This window comes from Pseudomonas baetica (genome assembly GCF_002813455.1).
GTDB classification, from domain to species: Bacteria; Pseudomonadota; Gammaproteobacteria; order Pseudomonadales; family Pseudomonadaceae; genus Aquipseudomonas; species Aquipseudomonas baetica.
Genome location: NZ_PHHE01000001.1, coordinates 2,348,648 through 2,366,693 on the forward strand (window position 1 = coordinate 2,348,648; position 18,046 = coordinate 2,366,693).

Annotated in this window: 15 protein-coding genes; 12 read left to right on the top strand and 3 right to left on the bottom strand. The window is 59.0% G+C overall.

Translation table 11 applies throughout. The features are described 5' to 3' along the window. The first annotated feature begins 78 nt into the window (after positions 1–78). The 6 genes from ATI02_RS10795 (at position 79) to ATI02_RS10820 (ending at position 7,154) form a co-directional block, all read left to right on the top strand. Positions 79–1,515: an OprD family porin gene (locus ATI02_RS10795; RefSeq protein ID WP_100846253.1), complete on the top strand. Its 1,437-nt coding sequence runs from the start codon at positions 79–81 to the stop codon at positions 1,513–1,515. 78 nt (positions 1,516–1,593) lie between these two features. Then, the gene (locus tag ATI02_RS10800) at positions 1,594–3,189 is read left to right on the top strand and encodes an ABC transporter substrate-binding protein (RefSeq protein ID WP_100846254.1); all 1,596 of its coding nucleotides are present in this window, start codon (positions 1,594–1,596) and stop codon (positions 3,187–3,189) included. Positions 3,190–3,262: 73 nt separating this feature from the next. After that, positions 3,263–4,273 (top strand): ABC transporter permease subunit, encoded by a 1,011-nt coding sequence (locus ATI02_RS10805; RefSeq protein ID WP_008085273.1) that lies wholly within the window; start codon positions 3,263–3,265, stop codon positions 4,271–4,273. 10 nt (positions 4,274–4,283) lie between these two features. Next, positions 4,284–5,195, top strand: a complete 912-nt coding sequence (locus ATI02_RS10810) for an ABC transporter permease subunit (RefSeq protein WP_100846255.1) — start codon at positions 4,284–4,286, stop codon at positions 5,193–5,195. 10 nt (positions 5,196–5,205) lie between these two features. After that, positions 5,206–6,174 carry an ABC transporter ATP-binding protein gene (locus tag ATI02_RS10815; protein WP_095190926.1) on the top strand — a complete coding sequence of 323 codons (969 nt, stop codon included), beginning with the start codon at positions 5,206–5,208 and terminating at the stop codon, positions 6,172–6,174. Beyond that, positions 6,174–7,154: a peptide ABC transporter ATP-binding protein gene (locus ATI02_RS10820; protein WP_100846256.1), complete on the top strand. Its 981-nt coding sequence runs from the start codon at positions 6,174–6,176 to the stop codon at positions 7,152–7,154. Before ATI02_RS10815 ends, ATI02_RS10820 begins: the two co-directional genes overlap by 1 nt. Positions 7,155–7,350: 196 nt before the next feature. On the opposite strand, the gene ATI02_RS10825 is transcribed toward ATI02_RS10820, so the two are convergent. Together ATI02_RS10825 and ATI02_RS10830 are read right to left on the bottom strand one after the other, a co-directional pair. Next, on the bottom strand, positions 7,351–7,617 hold the full coding sequence (locus ATI02_RS10825; RefSeq protein WP_100846257.1) for a hypothetical protein: 267 nt from the start codon (positions 7,615–7,617) through the stop codon (positions 7,351–7,353). 179 nt (positions 7,618–7,796) lie between these two features. Then, on the bottom strand, positions 7,797–8,987 hold the full coding sequence (locus ATI02_RS10830) for an MFS transporter (protein WP_100846258.1): 1,191 nt from the start codon (positions 8,985–8,987) through the stop codon (positions 7,797–7,799). A gap of 203 nt (positions 8,988–9,190) precedes the next feature. On the opposite strand from ATI02_RS10830, the gene ATI02_RS10835 reads away from it, so the two are divergent. Beyond that, positions 9,191–10,353 (top strand): IS3 family transposase gene (locus ATI02_RS10835; RefSeq protein WP_100846148.1). Its coding sequence is split into 2 segments (ribosomal slippage): positions 9,191–9,446 and positions 9,446–10,353, totalling 1,164 coding nucleotides; the frame shifts between segments, so codons are not numbered across the junction. A gap of 73 nt (positions 10,354–10,426) precedes the next feature. Next, positions 10,427–11,728 (top strand): IS4 family transposase, encoded by a 1,302-nt coding sequence (locus ATI02_RS10840; RefSeq protein WP_100848404.1) that lies wholly within the window; start codon positions 10,427–10,429, stop codon positions 11,726–11,728. A gap of 128 nt (positions 11,729–11,856) precedes the next feature. Here ATI02_RS10840 and ATI02_RS10845 read toward each other — a convergent pair whose 3' ends face one another. Continuing rightward, positions 11,857–13,440: a peptide chain release factor 3 gene (locus ATI02_RS10845; protein WP_095190922.1), complete on the bottom strand. Its 1,584-nt coding sequence runs from the start codon at positions 13,438–13,440 to the stop codon at positions 11,857–11,859. 518 nt (positions 13,441–13,958) lie between these two features. Between ATI02_RS10845 and ATI02_RS10850 the strand changes: the two genes are divergently transcribed. The 4 genes from ATI02_RS10850 to ATI02_RS10865 are packed head-to-tail and all read left to right on the top strand — an operon-like array spanning position 13,959 to position 17,383. Then, the gene (locus tag ATI02_RS10850; RefSeq protein WP_192886522.1) at positions 13,959–14,648 is read left to right on the top strand and encodes an ABC transporter permease; all 690 of its coding nucleotides are present in this window, start codon (positions 13,959–13,961) and stop codon (positions 14,646–14,648) included. 21 nt (positions 14,649–14,669) lie between these two features. Beyond that, positions 14,670–15,563 (top strand): glycine betaine ABC transporter substrate-binding protein, encoded by an 894-nt coding sequence (locus tag ATI02_RS10855; protein ID WP_095190920.1) that lies wholly within the window; start codon positions 14,670–14,672, stop codon positions 15,561–15,563. A gap of 12 nt (positions 15,564–15,575) precedes the next feature. Next, the gene (locus tag ATI02_RS10860) at positions 15,576–16,229 is read left to right on the top strand and encodes an ABC transporter permease (RefSeq protein WP_007915307.1); all 654 of its coding nucleotides are present in this window, start codon (positions 15,576–15,578) and stop codon (positions 16,227–16,229) included. Further along, on the top strand, positions 16,226–17,383 hold the full coding sequence (locus tag ATI02_RS10865) for an osmoprotectant ABC transporter ATP-binding protein OsmV (RefSeq protein ID WP_064585939.1): 1,158 nt from the start codon (positions 16,226–16,228) through the stop codon (positions 17,381–17,383). Before ATI02_RS10860 ends, ATI02_RS10865 begins: the two co-directional genes overlap by 4 nt. Positions 17,384–18,046: the final 663 nt, after the last annotated feature.

The window sequence follows — 18,046 nt, forward strand, 5'->3', positions numbered from 1 at the left end:
ATGTGTGAATAAGTTCTAAACCAATAACCGGCCAACCCAAAAAAGCCGGCATAAAAAGAAAGTAAAGGAGCTTCACCCATGAAACTGAGCAGCACCGCGATACTGGCCCTGGCCATCAGCAGCATCACCGCCACGGCTTATGCGGAAACCCAAAGCCAGGCGTTCACTCCGGTGACCGTCAACACCAAGAGCGCCCAGGCTGAAGCGACCGGCTTCGTCGAAGGACAGTCAATCACCGGTACGACCCGTAACTGGTACGCTAACGAACAACTGAAACGCGACGGTAAATTCGCCTATAAAAAGAATGGTTCGCTGGCCGAAACCGACCGCCGGATCAACTGGGTTCAGGGCACCATCGTCAAGTACAACTCTGGCTTCACCGAGGGCACCGTCGGTATCAGCACCGAAGTGGCAGCGTACAACGCTGTAGCGCTGGAGCGTGACCGCAAAAATCTGGCATCGGGCAATGGTGGCGCACCAAAGACCGGCGACGGCTCCGGTAACAACCGTACCCTGACTCACAAGAACAACGGTGAGGCCGTCGATCAGTGGAGCAAAGTGGGCCTGGCCAACATTAAGGCGCGCGTTTCCAACACCACGCTGACCGCCGGACGCATGGGTTTCAGCAGCCCGCAAGTCGACGTGATAGGCAACCGTGCGCTGCCTTCGAGCTTCGAAGGTGTTGCCCTGCACAGTAAAGAACTGAACAACCTGTCCTTCGACCTGGCCACGTTCGATCGCGTATCGCCGCGTTCTGAACAAAGCCTGCAAAAATTCCGCGCGGAATACGCCAACGGCCGTGTTGAATCCGACAAGGTCAACACCGCCGGTATCAGCTACCAGCCACTGGCCAGCCTGAAAACCAGCCTGTGGGGCACTCAGGTTGAAGACCTGTGGAACCAGTACTACTTCGGCGCCACTCATGAGCTGGGTGACAGCAATGTCCTCGCCCTGACCACCGGCCTGAACTACTACAAAACCGTCGACGAAGGCAAAAAGCTGCTGGGCGACATCGACAACGACACCTACTCACTGTCGTTCGGCCTGACCCACCAGGCGCACAACCTGACGTTCTCGTACCAGCAAGTGAACGGTAACGAGTACTTCGACTACCTGCACGAAACCAACGGCATCTACCTGGCCAACTCCCTGCTGTCGGACTTCAACGGCCCGAACGAGAAGTCCTTCCAGGTTTCCTACGCCATCAACATGGCCGAATACGGTGTGCCAGGCCTGAAGTTCAACATCTATCAGGCTCGCGGCTGGGGTATCGACGGTACTCATTACGACGGCAATAAAGGCGTGGCCAAAAAAGGCTACGACGGCATCCAGGAACAGGATGGCGAGCACCACTATGAATACGGCATCGGTGCGACCTATGCAGTACAGAGCGGTCCGCTGAAAGCCACCACCATTCGCGGCACTTACACCGCGCACCGTGCGAGCGAGTTCCAGTCCGACGGCAGCATCAACGAGTTCCGTCTGGTAACCACCATTCCATTCAACATCCTGTAAAAAACGCCAACCGACGGCTGACTCATGATGAGTCGGCCGTTCGGTTTTTTGTCTTCAACCGATTGCAGAGGGTGATCGATGAAAATGCTTCCCCTACGTGCGGCCGTCGCTGCCGCGTTGTTGAGCGCCGCCATCGGCGTCTCGGCCAAACCCTTGGTGGTCTGCACCGAAGCCAGTCCGGAAGGCTTCGACATGGTCCAGTACACAACTGCAGTCACTGCCGATGCGGTGGCCGAAACCATCTTCAATCGACTGGTGGACTTCAAGCCAGGCACCACCGAAGTGGTACCGGCGCTGGCCGACTCCTGGGAAATCAGCGATGACGGTCTGACGTACACGTTCCACCTGCGCAAAGGCGTCAAGTTTCACACCACCGAATACTTCAAGCCGACCCGCGACATGAATGCCGACGACGTGCTCTGGAGCTTCCAGCGTCAGCTGGACCCGAATCACCCGTGGCACAAACTGTCGAGCGTGGGCTTCCCGTACTTTGAAAGCATGGGCTTCAAGGAACTGCTGAAAAACGTCGAGAAAATCGACGACAACACGGTCAAGTTCACCCTGACCCGCCGCGAAGCGCCGTTCCTCGCCGACGTGGCCATGCCGTTCACGGCGATCTACTCCGCCGAATACGCCGATCAGTTGCTCAAGGCCAACAAGACTGGCGACCTGAACAACAAGCCAGTCGGCACCGGCCCGTTCATCTTCCAGCGCTACGCCAAGGACGCCCAGGTGCGCTTCAAGGCCAACCCGGACTATTTCCGTGGCAAGCCACCGGCCGACGCGTTGATTCTGGCAATCGCCACCGACAACAACGTGCGCCTGCAAAAGCTCAAGGCCAACGAGTGCCAGATCGCGCTGTATCCGAAACCGGATGACATCCCGAGCATCAAGAAAGACAGCAACCTGAAAGTCGAAGAACTGGACGCGATGACCGTGTCCTATATCGCCATGAACACTCAGCACAAGTACATGAGCGACGTGCGCGTGCGCAAAGCGATCGACATCGCTTTCGACAAGGAAGCCTACGTCAACGCGCTGTTCGGCAAAGGCAACGCTTCGGTCGCGGTCAACCCGTACCCGCCGACCCTGCTGGGTTACAACCACGACCTGAAGAACCCGCCACGTGACCTCGACGCCGCCCGCAAGCTGCTCAAGGAAGCCGGGGTTCCGGAAGGCACCGTGTTTACCCTGTTTACCCGTAACGGCGGCGGCCCGACCAACCCCAACCCGATGCTCGGCGCACAGATGATGCAGGCTGACCTGGCGAAAGTCGGGATCAAGATCGACATCCGCGTGATGGAATGGGGCGAGATGCTCAAGCGCGCCAAGGCCGGCGAGCACGACATGGTGTCGGCCGGATGGGCGGGCGACAACGGCGACCCGGATAACTTCCTGACGCCTATGCTCAGTTGCGAAGCCGCCAAGAACGGCGAAAACTACGCGCGCTGGTGCAACGAGAAATTCCAGGCACTGCTCGACGAAGCACGGGCTAAAGTAGATCCGGCCGAACGCGCGAAACTCTACGAGCAGGCTCAGGTCCTGTTTAATCAGGATCAACCGTGGATCAGCATGGCCCACACCCGCATGTTTACCGCAATGCGTAACAACGTAGAGGGCTACCACATCAGCCCTCTGACAACTAATAACTTCGCCACTACCCAGGTGAAGTAGATAAGAAACTCCCGGTGCCCCTGAACCCAGGGACACCGGGCACGCCTAACCGGCTGATGAGGTACCACACAAGATGTTTAGTTTTATTGCCCGCCGACTGGGGTTGTTGATCCCCACGTTTTTCGGCATCACCCTGCTGACTTTCGCGTTGATTCGCATGATCCCTGGCGACCCCGTGGAAGTGATGATGGGCGAACGTCGGGTCGACCCCGAAATGCACGCTCAGGCAATGGAACGCCTTGGTCTGAACAAACCGCTGTATGCCCAGTATCTGGACTACATCGGCAAACTGGCCCACGGCGATCTCGGCGAATCCCTGCGTACCCGTGAGAGCGTCTGGACCGAGTTCACCTCCCTCTTCCCGGCGACCCTGGAACTGTCCATGGCCGCCCTGCTGTTCGCCGGCATTCTGGGCCTTCTGGCCGGGGTGATCGCGGCACTCAAACGAGGATCGCTGTTCGACCACGGGGTGATGGGCATCTCCCTGGCGGGGTATTCGATGCCGATCTTCTGGTGGGGCCTGATCCTGATCATGTTCTTCTCGGTGAGCCTCGGCTGGACGCCGGTGTCCGGGCGGATCGACCTGCTGTACGACATCGAGCCGCGCACCGGTTTCATGCTGATCGACACGCTGCTGGCCGATGACGTCGGCGCCTTCTTCGACGCCCTGCATCACCTGATTCTGCCGGCCATCGTGCTCGGTACCATTCCGCTGGCGGTGATCGCGCGGATGACCCGTTCGTCGATGCTCGAAGTACTGCGCGAAGACTACATCCGCACCGCCAAGGCCAAAGGCCTGTCGCCGTCACGCGTGGTGTTCGTCCACGGTCTGCGTAACGCACTTATTCCGGTTCTCACCGTGGTCGGCCTGCAAGTCGGCACGCTGCTGGCCGGTGCCGTTCTGACCGAAACCATTTTCTCCTGGCCCGGCATCGGCAAATGGCTGATCGAAGCCATCGGCGCCCGGGACTACCCGGTGGTGCAAAACGGCATCCTGTTAATCGCCTGCCTGGTGATTCTGGTCAACTTCGTAGTGGACATCCTCTACGGCTTTGCCAACCCACGCATCCGTCATCAGCGCTGAGATCATGACCATGACCACTCCAACTCCAGCGGTAGCAGTCGATCAAAGCCTGCTGTATCCGTCCCCGTACAAAGAATTCTGGCAAGCCTTCTCCAAGAACAAAGGTGCCGTTGCCGGCCTGCTGTTCATGTTGCTGGTGATTTTCTGCGCGCTGTTCGCCCCTTGGGTCGCGCCGCACAATCCGAGCGAGCAATACCGTGACTTCCTGCTGACGCCACCGGCGTGGCTGGAAGGCGGGCAGATGCAATTTTTGCTCGGCACCGATGAACTGGGTCGCGACTTGCTGTCACGTCTGATTCAGGGTTCGCGGCTGTCGCTGCTGATCGGCTTGTCGTCGGTGGTGATGTCGCTGATTCCGGGGATCCTGCTCGGTCTGTTCGCCGGTTTCTTCCCGAAAATGATTGGCCCGACCATCATGCGTCTGATGGACATCATGCTGGCCCTGCCGTCCCTGCTGCTGGCTGTGGCGATTGTCGCCATCCTCGGCCCTGGCCTGATCAACACCGTGATTGCGATTGCTGTGGTGTCCCTGCCGTCCTACGTGCGTCTGACCCGTGCCGCCGTCATGGGCGAACTGAACCGCGACTACGTGACCGCCGCGCGCCTGGCCGGTGCCGGTCTGCCACGCCTGATGTTCATCACCGTGCTGCCGAACTGCATGGCACCGCTGATCGTTCAGGCCACCCTGAGTTTCTCTTCGGCGATTCTCGATGCCGCCGCACTGGGCTTCCTCGGCCTTGGCGTGCAACCGCCAACCCCTGAGTGGGGCACCATGCTGGCCTCGGCCCGCGACTACATCGAACGCGCCTGGTGGGTGGTGAGCCTGCCGGGTCTGACCATTTTGCTCAGCGTGCTGGCAATCAACCTGATGGGCGACGGTCTGCGCGATGCGCTCGACCCGAAACTCAAGAACGCCGCCTGAGGAGATTCCCATGTCACTGCTAGAAATCAAGAATCTCAACGTGCGCTTCGGCGACAAAACCGCTACGCCCGTTGTCGATGGCCTCGACCTGAAAGTCGACAAAGGCGAAGTACTGGCGATCGTTGGCGAATCCGGGTCGGGAAAATCGGTGACCATGATGGCGCTGATGGGGCTGATCGAGCATCCCGGTATCGTCACCGCCGACTCGCTCAGCTTCGACGGCAAAGACATGCTCAAACTGAGCAATCGTCAGCGTCGGCAAATCGTCGGCAAAGACCTGTCGATGGTGTTCCAGGACCCGATGACCGCGCTCAACCCGAGCTACACCGTCGGTTTCCAGATCGAAGAAGTGCTGCGCCTGCACCTGAAAATGTCTGGCAAGCAAGCGCGCAAACGCGCCATCGAACTGCTGGAAAAAGTCGAAATCCCGGGCGCCGCCAGCCGTATGGACGCCTACCCGCATCAACTGTCCGGCGGTATGAGCCAGCGTGTTGCGATCGCCATGGCGATTGCCGGCGAGCCGAAACTGCTGATTGCCGATGAGCCGACCACGGCACTCGACGTAACCATTCAGGCACAGATCATGGATCTGCTGCTGGCGTTGCAGAAAGAACAGAACATGGGCCTGGTGCTGATCACCCACGACCTCGCGGTCGTGGCCGAAACCGCCCAGCGCGTGTGCGTGATGTACGCCGGTCAAGCCGTTGAAGTCGGTCAGGTGCCACAACTGTTCGACATCCCGGCGCACCCGTACAGCGAAGCGCTGCTCAAGGCGATTCCGGAACACAGCCAGGGCGCCGAGCGTCTGGCGACGCTGCCGGGCATCGTCCCGGGCCGTTACGACCGCCCGCAGGGTTGCCTGCTGTCGCCGCGCTGCCCGTACGTGCAAGACAGCTGCCGCACCCAACGTCCGACCCTTGATCCGAAAAGCCACAGCCTCGCCCGCTGCTTCTACCCGCTGAACCAGGAGGTGGCGTAATGGCCGTCGTACTTACCGCCCGCGACCTGACCCGTCACTACGAAGTCTCCCGTGGCCTGTTCAAGGGCCACGCGACCGTGCGCGCCCTCAACGGCGTGTCGTTCGAACTGGAAGCCGGCAAGACCCTCGCGGTGGTCGGCGAGTCGGGCTGCGGCAAGTCCACCCTCGCCCGCGCCCTGACCCTGATTGAAGAGCCGTCGTCCGGTTCCTTGAAAATCGCCGGCCAGGAAGTGGCCGGCGCCGACAAGGCCCAGCGCAAGCAACTGCGTAAAGACGTGCAGATGGTGTTCCAGAGCCCTTATGCCTCGTTGAACCCACGGCAGAAAGTCGGTGATCAACTCGGTGAGCCGCTGCTGATCAACACCAACCTTTCCGCCGCCGAGCGCCGCGAAAAAGTCCAGGCGATGATGAAACAGGTCGGCTTGCGTCCCGAGCACTACCAGCGTTATCCGCACATGTTCTCCGGTGGTCAGCGCCAGCGTATTGCGCTGGCTCGGGCGATGATGCTGCAACCGAAAGTGCTGGTGGCGGACGAACCAACTTCGGCGCTGGACGTGTCGATTCAGGCGCAGGTGCTGAACCTGTTCATGGATCTGCAGCAGGAGTTCAACACGGCCTACGTGTTCATCTCGCACAACCTGGCGGTGGTGCAACACGTGGCCGATGACGTGATGGTGATGTACCTCGGTCGCCCGGTGGAAATGGGCCCGAAAGACGCCATCTACGAGCGTCCTCTGCACCCGTACACCCAGGCGTTGCTGTCAGCGACCCCGACCATTCACCCGGACCCGAACAAACCGAAGATCAAAATCGTCGGCGAACTGCCCAACCCGCTGAACCCGCCGCCTGGCTGCGCATTCCACAAACGCTGCCCGTATGCCACCGAGCGTTGCAGCACGGAAGAGCCGGCCCTGCGCCATCTCGACAATCGGCAGGTGGCCTGCCACTACGCGGAGCAGTTTCTCGACGGCGCGGCGTAAGCAAATCCGCAAATGTGGGAGGGGGCTTGCTCCCGAATCCGGTAGGCCAGTCATTGTAAAAGTCGACTGATACATCGCATTCGGGAGCAAGCCCCCTCCCACAACGGAATTGAGCTGAATCCAAAGGGTTAACCCAACCCCTTCCACTCCGATTGCGCATCAGTCGGGGCGCAAGGGGTTTTCTGTTGCCGGCGATTTACGTCTGGCTGTCGCCTTCATCGTCCGGATCATCAGTGTCCGGCTCATCGGTGGTCGAGTCATCATCATCATCGGCACTGCCGCCCTGCCCCTGATCGCCAGCCTCGGAGCTGGACTTGGCGAGCATCAATGCGCTATGCCCGACCTTCCCGTTGAACGCCTGGGAATCATGATCCTCGCACTCGGCCCAGGCCGTCGCGGTACCGAGGGACAGCATCACCATCACTTTCAACAGCAGCAAAACGCGTAGCAACCTGTTTTTCATGATCGATTCCATCCTGTGCAGGTGAAACAAGGCCGATCCGGCGCTGAATGAAATCTAGTTCCGATCAGCCGGGTTCACCAGATAGGACGCTAATGAGCGTGCAGAAATGCCGTTGCCTGACAGACCGGTTTCGAATAACAGGCATAACCGGATCAGCTAAGCGAAACGCCGTTGCTCGCCTACTTGCCGGGGCGCGTGGCCATATAGATCAGTGGAGTGGCTGTCAGCGCCAGAAACGCACTCATCAGCCACACACTGTGCCCGCCGACCTGGCCATACAACTGACCGCTCAGCACCGGCGACAACAGCGCGCTCGCGCTCCAGCTCATGAAGAACAGACCAAAGTATTGCCCGCTTTTCCCACCCTGCGCATGCTGCATGACCCGCACATTCAGCGGCGGCATGAACAGCGCCTCGCCCAACGTCCAGATCACTGTCGAAAGACACACGTAAAACAAGCCACTGCCCAGCGGCAACATGCCGAGGCCGCAAGCCAGCAATACGCTGCCAGCCACCAATTGCGTACGCGCGCTCCAGCGCTCGCCCCAATGGGCCAGCGGAATCTGCAACATCACCACCAGCAAGGCATTGATCCCGAACTGCCAGCCGATGGCCTCGGTACTCAGGCGATAGTAATCACGCAGGTAGTTGCCCAGCGTGCTGTAGACCGTGTCGAAGGCAATGCCGAGCACCACCGTTGCCGCCAGCAACCAGAGGAAGGGTTTGTCGCGATACGGCAAGCCTGAACCGGCATCGGCTTCAGGTGTCTCGACGGCGATCAGCACCGGTCGACGCCAGGTTGTGCGGACAAACCACAGCAAGGCCAGCAGCGTCAGCGCCGCACTGGCAAAGAACACCCAGCGAAAATCCACCTGCGCCAGCACCCCGCCGGCAATGCCGGCGGCAGCCATCCCGAGGTTTCGCGCAACCCGGCTCAAGGCCTGCGCGCGGGCACGTTGCGCAACCTCGCAATACTCCATGATCAAGCGCTGATGCAGAGTCCTGATCGCCCCATCGAGAATGCCGCTCAAAACCAGCAATGCCGCGAGCCACGGCACCTCAGTGACAACCCCCAATGACAACAGGGTCCACGCCGAGAGGAAAAACAGAATCGCCGTGAGCCGCGCCGTGGGAAACCGGTCGCTGAGCAAGCCGCCGACCATCGAACCGACCAGCAGCCCCGCACCGTAACCGGACAGCAACCAGCCGACGGCTTCAATCGCCAGCCCCAACTCCTGACGCAGGTACAGCGCCATGAACAGCTTGACCATGCTGCTCAAGCGATTGATGAACAGCAACGCCGCAAGCACCCAGGCCATCACGCCAAAATAGCCGTCCAGCCGCAGCAGGTGAGTCAGCCGACTCGTCATTCCATTGACCTCTTGAAGCCGCCTAAGTGAACCGGAACAGTAACGGTCAACACGCCAGTTGTCGCGCCTCTGAACGCCTGAAACCACAAAATCGGAACCCCCCTACAACCCCAGCAGGAGCTGCCGAAGGCTGAGCTGGTGTAGTGGTCTAATGAAACCGGACACCCATTTAGGCGAGAATGCTCGCCAGATAGAGGTGTCTGATGACCAAACAACGTCGTTCTTTTTCCGCTGAATTCAAACGCGAGGCCGCAGGCCTCGTGCTCGATCAAGGCTATAGCCATATCGAAGCCAGCCGCTCGCTTGGTGTGGTTGAGTCCGCGTTGCGCCGCTGGGTTAATCAGCTTCAGCAGGAGCGCACTGGCGTTACTCCGCAGAGTAAAGCGCTGACGCCAGAGCAACAGAAAATCCAGGAATTGGAAGCTCGAATCGCTCGACTTGAGCGGGAGAAATCCATTTTAAAAAAGGCTACCGCGCTCTTGATGTCGGAAGAGCACGAGCGCACGCGCTGATTGATCAACTGAGCCCCCAAGAGCCGGTTGATTGGCTTTGCGCAGTCTTTGACGTCACTCGTTCGTGTTACTACGCCCATCGTCTCAGGCGCCGAACTCCAGACGTTGAGCGGCTTCGGTTGCGCAGCCTGGTTAACGAACTGTTTACGCAAAGTCGAAGCGCCGCCGGTAGCCGCAGCATCGTGTCGATGATGCAGGAAGACGGCGAGCAAATTGGGCGGTTCAAGGTGCGAGGCCTGATGCGGGAACTGGAGTTGGTCAGTAAACAACCTGGATCACATGCCTACAAACAAGCGACGGTTGAGCGGCCTGACATTCCGAACATATTGAATCGAGAGTTTGATGTGCCGGCGCCGAATCAGGTCTGGTGTGGCGACATCACCTACATCTGGGCTCAAGGGAAATGGCATTACCTGGCTGTCGTTATGGATCTTTACGCGCGCCGAGTGGTGGGCTGGGCGCTGTCGAACAAGCCGGATGCGGATCTGGTCATCAAGGCGTTGGACATGGCTTACGAACAGCGTGGCAGGCCTCAAGGGCTTCTGTTTCACTCGGATCAGGGCTCGCAATATGGCAGTCGCCAGTTTCGCCAACGGCTCTGGCGTTACCGCATGCGCCAAAGCATGAGCCGTCGTGGAAACTGCTGGGATAACGCGCCGATGGAGCGTGTGTTTCGCAGCTTGAAAACTGAATGGATACCGACCGTGGGCTACATGACAGCTCAAGAAGCGCACCGCGACATCAGTCATTACCTGATGCATCGGTACAACTGGATTAGACCGCACCAATTCAACAACGGACTGGCCCCAGCTCAGGCCGAGAAAAAACTTAACGTCGTGTCCGGGATTAGTTGACCACTACAGGAGGACCCGAACGATGTGGGCCGATGTTCTAGCGCGTTTCGAGAAAAAAGCACCTGCCAGTGTCATGGCCAAATTGGCGCTGGAGCAGGCCATTGCGCCTGAGTGGATTGATCAGGTCTTCGAAGAGCATCGGCAACGGCAGTATTCTCGTGAGCTACTGTTCTCGACCATCATCAAGCTGATGTCCCTTGTTTCATTGGGCTTGAAGCCATCCCTGCACGCCGCCGCGCGGCAACTGGAAGATCTTCCTGTCAGTTTGGCTGCCCTCTACGACAAGATCAGTCGTACTGAACCTGCGCTGTTACGCGCTCTGGTCACAGGTTGTGCGCAACGTCTGACTCCGACCATCAAGGAGCTGGGCTGCACCAAAACGTTGCCGGGCTGGCAGCTTCGAGTGGTGGACGGCAATCATTTGGCTTCCACTGAGAAACGTCTGGGCGCTCTACGCCATGAGCGAGGCGCCGCTCGTCCTGGCTTTTCGGTGGTTGTTTACGACCCCGATCTCGATCAGGTCATCGACCTTCAGGCGTGTGAGGATGCCTACGCAAGCGAGCGTGTTTGCGTGCTGCCTCTACTGGCCAATGCCGAGCCAGGCCAAGTGTGGCTGGCTGATCGACTCTATTGCACGCTCCCGGTCATGGAGGCTTGTGAGCAGGTCCAGACATCCTTTGTCATTCGTCAGCAAGCCAAACATCCACGCCTGATTCAAGAGGGTGAGTGGCAAGAACCCGTGCCTGTGGAAACAGGCACTGTGCGTGAGCAGATCATCCAGGTCAGAGGCGGTTACCAATGTCGGCGTGTCGAACTGACGCTTCATTCGCCAACAGACTCGGGTGACAGCAGCTTGATGTTCTGGAGCAATCTACCCCAAAGCGTCAGCGCACAGCAGATCGCGCAACTCTATCGCCGTCGCTGGAGCATTGAAGGCATGTTCCAGCGACTGGAAGCGATCCTGGAAAGTGAAATCGAAACTCTTGGCAGCCCAAAGGCTGCCTTACTCGGGTTCGCCACTGCGGTGTTGGCCTACAACGTCCTGGCCGTCCTCAAACGAAGCGTCGAGCAAGCTCACCGGGATACCCAGCCTGACGGCTGGGAAGCCTCGATCTATCACTTGGCGGTTCAGGTCAGGAGTGGTTATGAGGGAATGCAGATTGCGCTGCCTTCGGAATATCTTCCCGTCATTCCTCTGGAAAAACTGGCCCAGCGCTTACTAGAGCTGGCCAGCAACATCCAACCCAAACAAGTTGCGAAAAGCCCCCGTGGCCCCAAAGTGCCTAAGCCCAAGACATGGGTCCAAGGCACGGCGGTGCATGCGCATGTTTCAACGGACAGAGTAATCAAGGCTGCCAAAACTAAAAGACCTTGAAAGGGATGGCCGTAAGGGCGAAACCGCCAGCCGCACCCCCCGCAGAAACGGATATACACACAAAACCAAACAAACAAAAAACCCCCAAGGCTTACACCTCAGGGGCTTTGGACAAAACAGCTCAGCGCTTAGTGATGCTCACGCGTCGCCCGGAATTTCACATCCGGCCAACGCTCTTCCATCAACGCTAGGTTAACCCGCGTCGGCGCAAGATAAGTCAGGTGACCACCGCCATCGACTGCCAGGTTTTCCACAGCCTTGTTGGAAAACTCCTCAAGCTTCTTCTTGTCGCTGCATTCGATCCAGCGCGCGGAATACACGGTGATCGGCTCATACGAGCACTCAACCTTGTATTCCTCTTTCAAACGACTGGCGACCACATCGAACTGCAGCACACCAACGGCACCGAGAATGATGTCGTTGCTGCGCTCCGGGAAGAACACCTGAGTCGCGCCCTCTTCAGCCAACTGCTGCAGGCCCTGACGCAGTTGCTTGGATTTCAGCGGATCACGCAGACGCACGCGACGGAACAGTTCCGGGGCGAAGTGCGGGATACCGGTGAAACCGAGGACTTCGCCTTCGGTAAAGGTGTCACCGATCTGGATCGTGCCGTGGTTGTGCAGACCGATAATGTCGCCGGCATACGCCTCTTCCAGTTGCTCACGCTCGGAAGAGAAGAACGTCAGGGCGTCGCCGATGCGCACGTCCTTGCCGGTACGCACGTGGCGCATCTTCATGCCTTTCTCGTACTTGCCCGAGCAGATACGCATGAAAGCGATGCGGTCGCGGTGTTTCGGGTCCATGTTCGCCTGGATCTTGAAGATGAAGCCCGAGAACTTCTCTTCGACCGGCTCAACGGTACGCTCGTTGGCAACACGGGCCAGCGGACGTGGCGCCCAATCAACGACGGCGTCCAATACGTGGTCAACACCGAAGTTGCCCAAAGCAGTACCGAAGAACACCGGGGTCAGTTGACCGTCGAGGAATTCCTGCTGGTTGAACTCGTGGCAGGCACCCTGCACCAGCTCAAGCTGTTCGATGAAGCGCTCGTACTCGTCGCCCAGATGCGCGCGCGCTTCGTCGGAGTCGAGCTTCTCGATGATCTTGGTTTCGGTGCGTTCGTGACCGTGACCGGCGGTGTAGACAATGATGTAGTCGTCGGCCAGGTGATACACGCCTTTGAAGTCGCGGTAGCAACCGATCGGCCAGGTGATCGGCGCCGCCTTGATCTTCAGAACGGCTTCGATCTCGTCGAGCAGTTCGATCGGGTCGCGGATGTCTCGGTCGAGTTTGTTGATGAAGCTGACGATCGGCGTGTCACGCAGACGGCAGACGTCCATCAGCGCAATCGTACGTGGCTCGACACCTTTACCGCCGTCGAGGACCATCAATGCCGAGTCCACCGCCGTCAGGGTGCGGTAGGTATCTTCGGAGAAGTCTTCGTGGCCCGGGGTGTCGAGCAGGTTGACCATGTGGTCGCGATACGGGAACTGCATGACCGACGTGGTAATGGAAATACCCCGCTGTTTCTCCATCTCCATCCAGTCGGATGTCGCATGGCGGTCGGATTTACGGGATTTCACCGTACCGGCCACCGCAATCGCCTTGCCCATCAACAGGAGCTTTTCGGTGATCGTGGTTTTACCGGCATCGGGGTGGGAAATAATGGCGAAAGTGCGGCGTTTCGCGACTTCGGCGGCCTGGTTGGTCATGGGAAATCGCCTGGCGGTGATTCAAAAAAGGGCCGCGATTATAGCCCAAGTCAGTGCAATAACCGAACCGTTGAGCACATTAAGGGTGGCCAAATGCTGCCTCAGATGGGAACCTTTTAAAGCACGGAGACGTCCATCCCCTGTTACGACATTTCGTCAGGGGCTGAAAAATCAGCAAGTTAGCCTGACGAGGCTGCGCTCATGGCTCGCTTTCAGACCGCTTTTTGCCGGTGCTGAGGGAGCTGCTTCTCGCGAACGTTTATTTCCCGGCAGCCAGGCATGGCATGTGGCCGGGGTGGTCAATTTTGTTGGCTCAAATTCGGATGCCAGAAGTTCATAGCCAAGGCGCTGTGACGAGTCATAGCCCGCTATGGCGAGGAACAGCAACGCAGGATATGAGCTTATGGCGCCGAAGTTGGGCTAACAAAATTGACCACCCCGGCCACTGAACACGGGACAGCGTTCGCCGACTATAAAAAAGGAGTCCGCCTGTGGCTATCCGCTATGGCAAAGGGCTGATGGGAGGTGCGGTGGTCATCGCGCTCCTGGCCCTGCTGGTCCACTGGATCGGCATCAACACGATCGAACACTACCGCGACGATTTGTTGTTTTACCTGCAAGCTCATCTGATTCTCGTCCTCGCTTCAATGCTGACCGCCCTTGTCGTGGGCATCCCCGCCGGTATCTTTCTCAGTCGCCCGACCATGGTCGGCCGCGCTGAACGCTTCATGCAGATCTTCAATATCGGCAACACCGTGCCACCGCTGGCTGTACTGGCGATTGCCCTGGGGATTCTGGGCATCGGCAGTGGTCCGGCGATCTTCGCTTTGTTCCTCGCTTCCCTGTTGCCCATCGTGCGCAACACCTACGAAGGCCTGAAAAACGTTCAGGGTTCGCTTAAAGAAGCCGCCGTCGGCATCGGCATGACGCCGCGCCAAGTGCTGTGGCAAGTCGAATTGCCCAACGCGGTGCCGATCATCGTCGGTGGCGTACGTGTCGCGCTGGCAATCAACGTCGGCACCGCGCCGCTGGCCTTCCTGATCGGCGCCAACAGCCTTGGCAGCCTGATCTTCCCTGGCATCGCCCTGAACAATCAGCCGCAACTGCTGCTCGGCGCCGCATGCACCGCGCTGCTGGCCTTGCTGCTCGATGGCGTCGTCACCCTCGCCAGCCGCCTCTGGCTGGAACGTGGTTTGCGCCCGTCTTAAGGCTTTTGCGAAGGAATGAATATGAAACGATTTAGCTTGATCTTAGGCTGCGCCCTGCTGTTCGCAGGATTGGCGCAAGCCGCAGAAAAACCGGTTATCCGCATCGGCGCCCGGGTGTTCACCGAGCAAACCCTGCTCGCAGAAATCACCTCGCAATACTTGCGCAGCAAAGGCTACGACGCGCAGGTGACCGGTGGTCTGGGCAGCAACCTGGCCCGCAGCGCCCACGAAAGCGGGCAACTGGACATGCTCTGGGAATACACCGGCGTCTCCTTGGTGGCTTACAACCATGTAACCGAAAAACTCGACAGCGCCCAGTCCTACGCCCGGGTCAAAGAACTCGACGCGAAGAAAGGCCTGGTGTGGCTCACGCCATCGAAATTCAGCAACACCTACGCCCTCGCGCTGCCGAAAAAAGTCGCCGAGGAGTACCCGCAGATCAACAACATCAGCCAGTTGAACGAAGTGCTGCGCGCCGAAGCCAAGACCAATCACCTGGTGGCGCTGGACACCGAGTTTGCCAACCGCTCCGACGGCCTGATCGGCATGGTCGATCTCTACGACATGAACCTGACCCGCAAGAACATCCGCCAGATGGACGCGGGCCTGGTTTACACCGCGTTGCGCAACGGCCAGGTGTTTGCCGGTCTGGTCTACACCACCGACGGTCGTCTCAACGCCTTCGGCCTGAAACTGCTGGAAGACGACAAGCATTACTTCCCCGACTACACCGCAGCTCCCGTGGTGCGTCAGGCCTACCTCGATGCCCACCCGCAACTCGCCGAGCAGCTCAAGCCGCTGGCCGAACTGTTCGATGACGAAACCATGCGCCAGCTCAACGCGCGGGTCGACGTCGATCACGAAAGCCCTTCGAAAGTGGCCGCCGATTTCCTGCGCCAGCACCCACTTAACTAAGGAGGAAAAGTCATGGAATTTCTGAACGCCTTTTCCCACCTCGACTGGCAGCAGGTGATGCACCTGACCTGGCAGCACATCACCCTCGTCGGCATCGCCGTGACCCTGGCGATTGTCGTTGGCGTGCCATTGGGCATTCTGATGACGCGATTTCCGACTCTCGCCGGTCCATTGCAAGCCAGCGCCACGGTGCTGCTGACCGTGCCGTCGATTGCCCTGTTTGGCTTGCTGTTGCCGTTCTACTCCAAGTTCGGTCAGGGCCTCGGCCCGATGCCGGCGATCACCGCTGTGTTTCTGTATTCACTGCTGCCGATCATGCGCAACACTTACTTGGCCCTGACCGGCGTAGAGCCGGGCATCCGTGAAGCCGCGCGCGGTATCGGCATGACCTTCGGCCAGCGCCTGCGCATGGTCGAGTTGCCGATCGCCGTGCCGGTGATCCTCGCCGGTGTGCGTACCGCCGTGGTGATGAACATCGGTGTGATGACCATCGCCGCGACCATCGGCGCCGGCGGCCTCGGTGTGTTGATCCTCGCCTCCATCAGCCGCAGTGACATGTCGATGCTCATCGTCGGCGCGCTGCTGGTCAGTCTTCTGGCGATCTTCGCCGACCTCTTCCTGCAGTGGCTGCAACGTTCGCTGACTCCAAAAGGACTCCTCAAATGATCGAACTTCAAAACCTCAGCAAGACCTTCCAAAGCAACGGCAAAGATGTCAAAGCCGTGGACTCGGTGAGCCTGACCGTCAATGAAGGCGAAATCTGTGTGTTCCTCGGGCCATCGGGTTGCGGTAAAAGCACCACGCTGAAAATGATCAACCGCCTGATCAAACCGACCTCGGGCAAGATCCTGATCAACGGCGAAGACACCACCGACCTCGACGAAGTAACCCTGCGTCGCAACATCGGCTATGTGATCCAGCAGATCGGTCTGTTCCCGAACATGACCATCGAAGAGAACATCGTCGTCGTGCCGAAACTGCTCGGTTGGGACAAACAGAAATGCCACGACCGCGCCCGCGAACTGATGAGCATGATCAAGCTTGAGCCCAAGCAGTATCTGCATCGTTATCCGCGTGAATTGTCCGGCGGCCAGCAACAGCGCATCGGCGTGATCCGCGCACTGGCGGCCGACGCGCCGCTGTTGTTGATGGACGAACCGTTCGGCGCGGTCGACCCGATCAACCGCGAGATGATCCAGAACGAGTTCTTCGAGATGCAGCGCGCGCTGAACAAGACCGTGATCATGGTCAGCCACGACATCGACGAAGCGATCAAGCTCGGCGACAAGATCGCGATCTTCCGTGCTGGCAAGCTGCTGCAGATCGACCACCCGGACACCCTGCTCGCGCATCCGGCGGACGACTTCGTGAGCAACTTCGTCGGTCAGGACAGCACGCTCAAACGCTTGCTGTTGGTCAAGGCTGAAGACGCGGCGGACAACGCGCCGTCGGTGAGCCCGGAAACCCCGGTGGCCGATGCGCTGGAATTGATGGACGAGCATGACCGTCGTTATGTCGTGGTTACCTGTGCCGAGAACAAGGCGCTGGGTTACGTGCGCCGTCGCGATCTGCACCGCCAGACCGGCACCTGCGCGCAGTACCTTCGCGAGTTCAACGCGACGGCGGCGTACGACGAGCATCTGCGCATCCTGCTGTCGCGCATGTACGAGTTCAACCGCTCGTGGTTGCCGGTGATGGATGCCGAGCGGGTGTTCCTCGGTGAGGTGACGCAGGAGTCGATTGCGGCTTATCTGAGCTCGGGGCGTTCGCGGGGCATGAAGACCAGCATCGTCTCGCCGGCTGAAGCGGTAGTCGCGTAAAACACGAAACCTGTGGGAGCGAGCCTGCTCGCGAAAGCGCAATATCAGTCAACGATGATGTTGGCTGGGAAAATGCCTTCGCGAGCAGGCTCGCTCCCACAGGGTCTGCGTGATTTTTTCCTCATTCGTCAGCTGGAAAAGAATCTCAACACACGCCAATCGGAGAACACACCGGCAAACGCTTCTGAGACAACCAAAACCCCCTCCACACCCTCCTCTCGCCGCCAACGTCGCCGATGTTGCCGCTATCACACTTACCCACGACTTAGCGCATAAAAGCGTCGAACGTGCAGGTATGTTTAACACTTGAAAATTTCCCGGGAACATCTGCCCGTCATCTCGGTCGGCTACAAAGAGTGATATCGGTTACGCACGTCAGAAGCGTGCAAAAACGCGACATTTTTAGTTGATCTCACGCCCCTCACGCCCTAAAGTTCGCGCCGAACGTCCATGCTGGAAACGATCCATCCGGCTCAAGTACTGACGACGAGACAGCAAGGCCAAGGGAAAGCTGCACATCCCATGGCCTTTTTGCTTTCGGCGACATGCCTTGGGAAGTAGGCGAACCAAAGTGGGGATACGGAGGACGTTCAGGAGGGTGTGTCATCAATGAATTCACGAGTGCGCCGGAGTCCGCTTTTGCGCAGGGCAAGGCGCGAGGCC

What these genes read in the sequence shown, in the direction of transcription:
- ATI02_RS10795 (WP_100846253.1), top strand. Translation starts at nt 79, where the DNA reads ATGAAACTGAGCAGCACCGCGATACTGGCCCTGGCCATCAGCAGCATC.
- ATI02_RS10800 (WP_100846254.1), top strand. Translation starts at nt 1,594, where the DNA reads ATGAAAATGCTTCCCCTACGTGCGGCCGTCGCTGCCGCGTTGTTGAGC.
- ATI02_RS10805 (WP_008085273.1), top strand. Translation starts at nt 3,263, where the DNA reads ATGTTTAGTTTTATTGCCCGCCGACTGGGGTTGTTGATCCCCACGTTT.
- ATI02_RS10810 (WP_100846255.1), top strand. Translation starts at nt 4,284, where the DNA reads ATGACCACTCCAACTCCAGCGGTAGCAGTCGATCAAAGCCTGCTGTAT.
- ATI02_RS10815 (WP_095190926.1), top strand. Translation starts at nt 5,206, where the DNA reads ATGTCACTGCTAGAAATCAAGAATCTCAACGTGCGCTTCGGCGACAAA.
- ATI02_RS10820 (WP_100846256.1), top strand. Translation starts at nt 6,174, where the DNA reads ATGGCCGTCGTACTTACCGCCCGCGACCTGACCCGTCACTACGAAGTC.
- ATI02_RS10825 (WP_100846257.1), bottom strand. Translation starts at nt 7,617, where the DNA reads ATGAAAAACAGGTTGCTACGCGTTTTGCTGCTGTTGAAAGTGATGGTG.
- ATI02_RS10830 (WP_100846258.1), bottom strand. Translation starts at nt 8,987, where the DNA reads ATGACGAGTCGGCTGACTCACCTGCTGCGGCTGGACGGCTATTTTGGC.
- ATI02_RS10840 (WP_100848404.1), top strand. Translation starts at nt 10,427, where the DNA reads ATGGCCAAATTGGCGCTGGAGCAGGCCATTGCGCCTGAGTGGATTGAT.
- ATI02_RS10845 (WP_095190922.1), bottom strand. Translation starts at nt 13,440, where the DNA reads ATGACCAACCAGGCCGCCGAAGTCGCGAAACGCCGCACTTTCGCCATT.
- ATI02_RS10850 (WP_192886522.1), top strand. Translation starts at nt 13,959, where the DNA reads ATGGGAGGTGCGGTGGTCATCGCGCTCCTGGCCCTGCTGGTCCACTGG.
- ATI02_RS10855 (WP_095190920.1), top strand. Translation starts at nt 14,670, where the DNA reads ATGAAACGATTTAGCTTGATCTTAGGCTGCGCCCTGCTGTTCGCAGGA.
- ATI02_RS10860 (WP_007915307.1), top strand. Translation starts at nt 15,576, where the DNA reads ATGGAATTTCTGAACGCCTTTTCCCACCTCGACTGGCAGCAGGTGATG.
- ATI02_RS10865 (WP_064585939.1), top strand. Translation starts at nt 16,226, where the DNA reads ATGATCGAACTTCAAAACCTCAGCAAGACCTTCCAAAGCAACGGCAAA.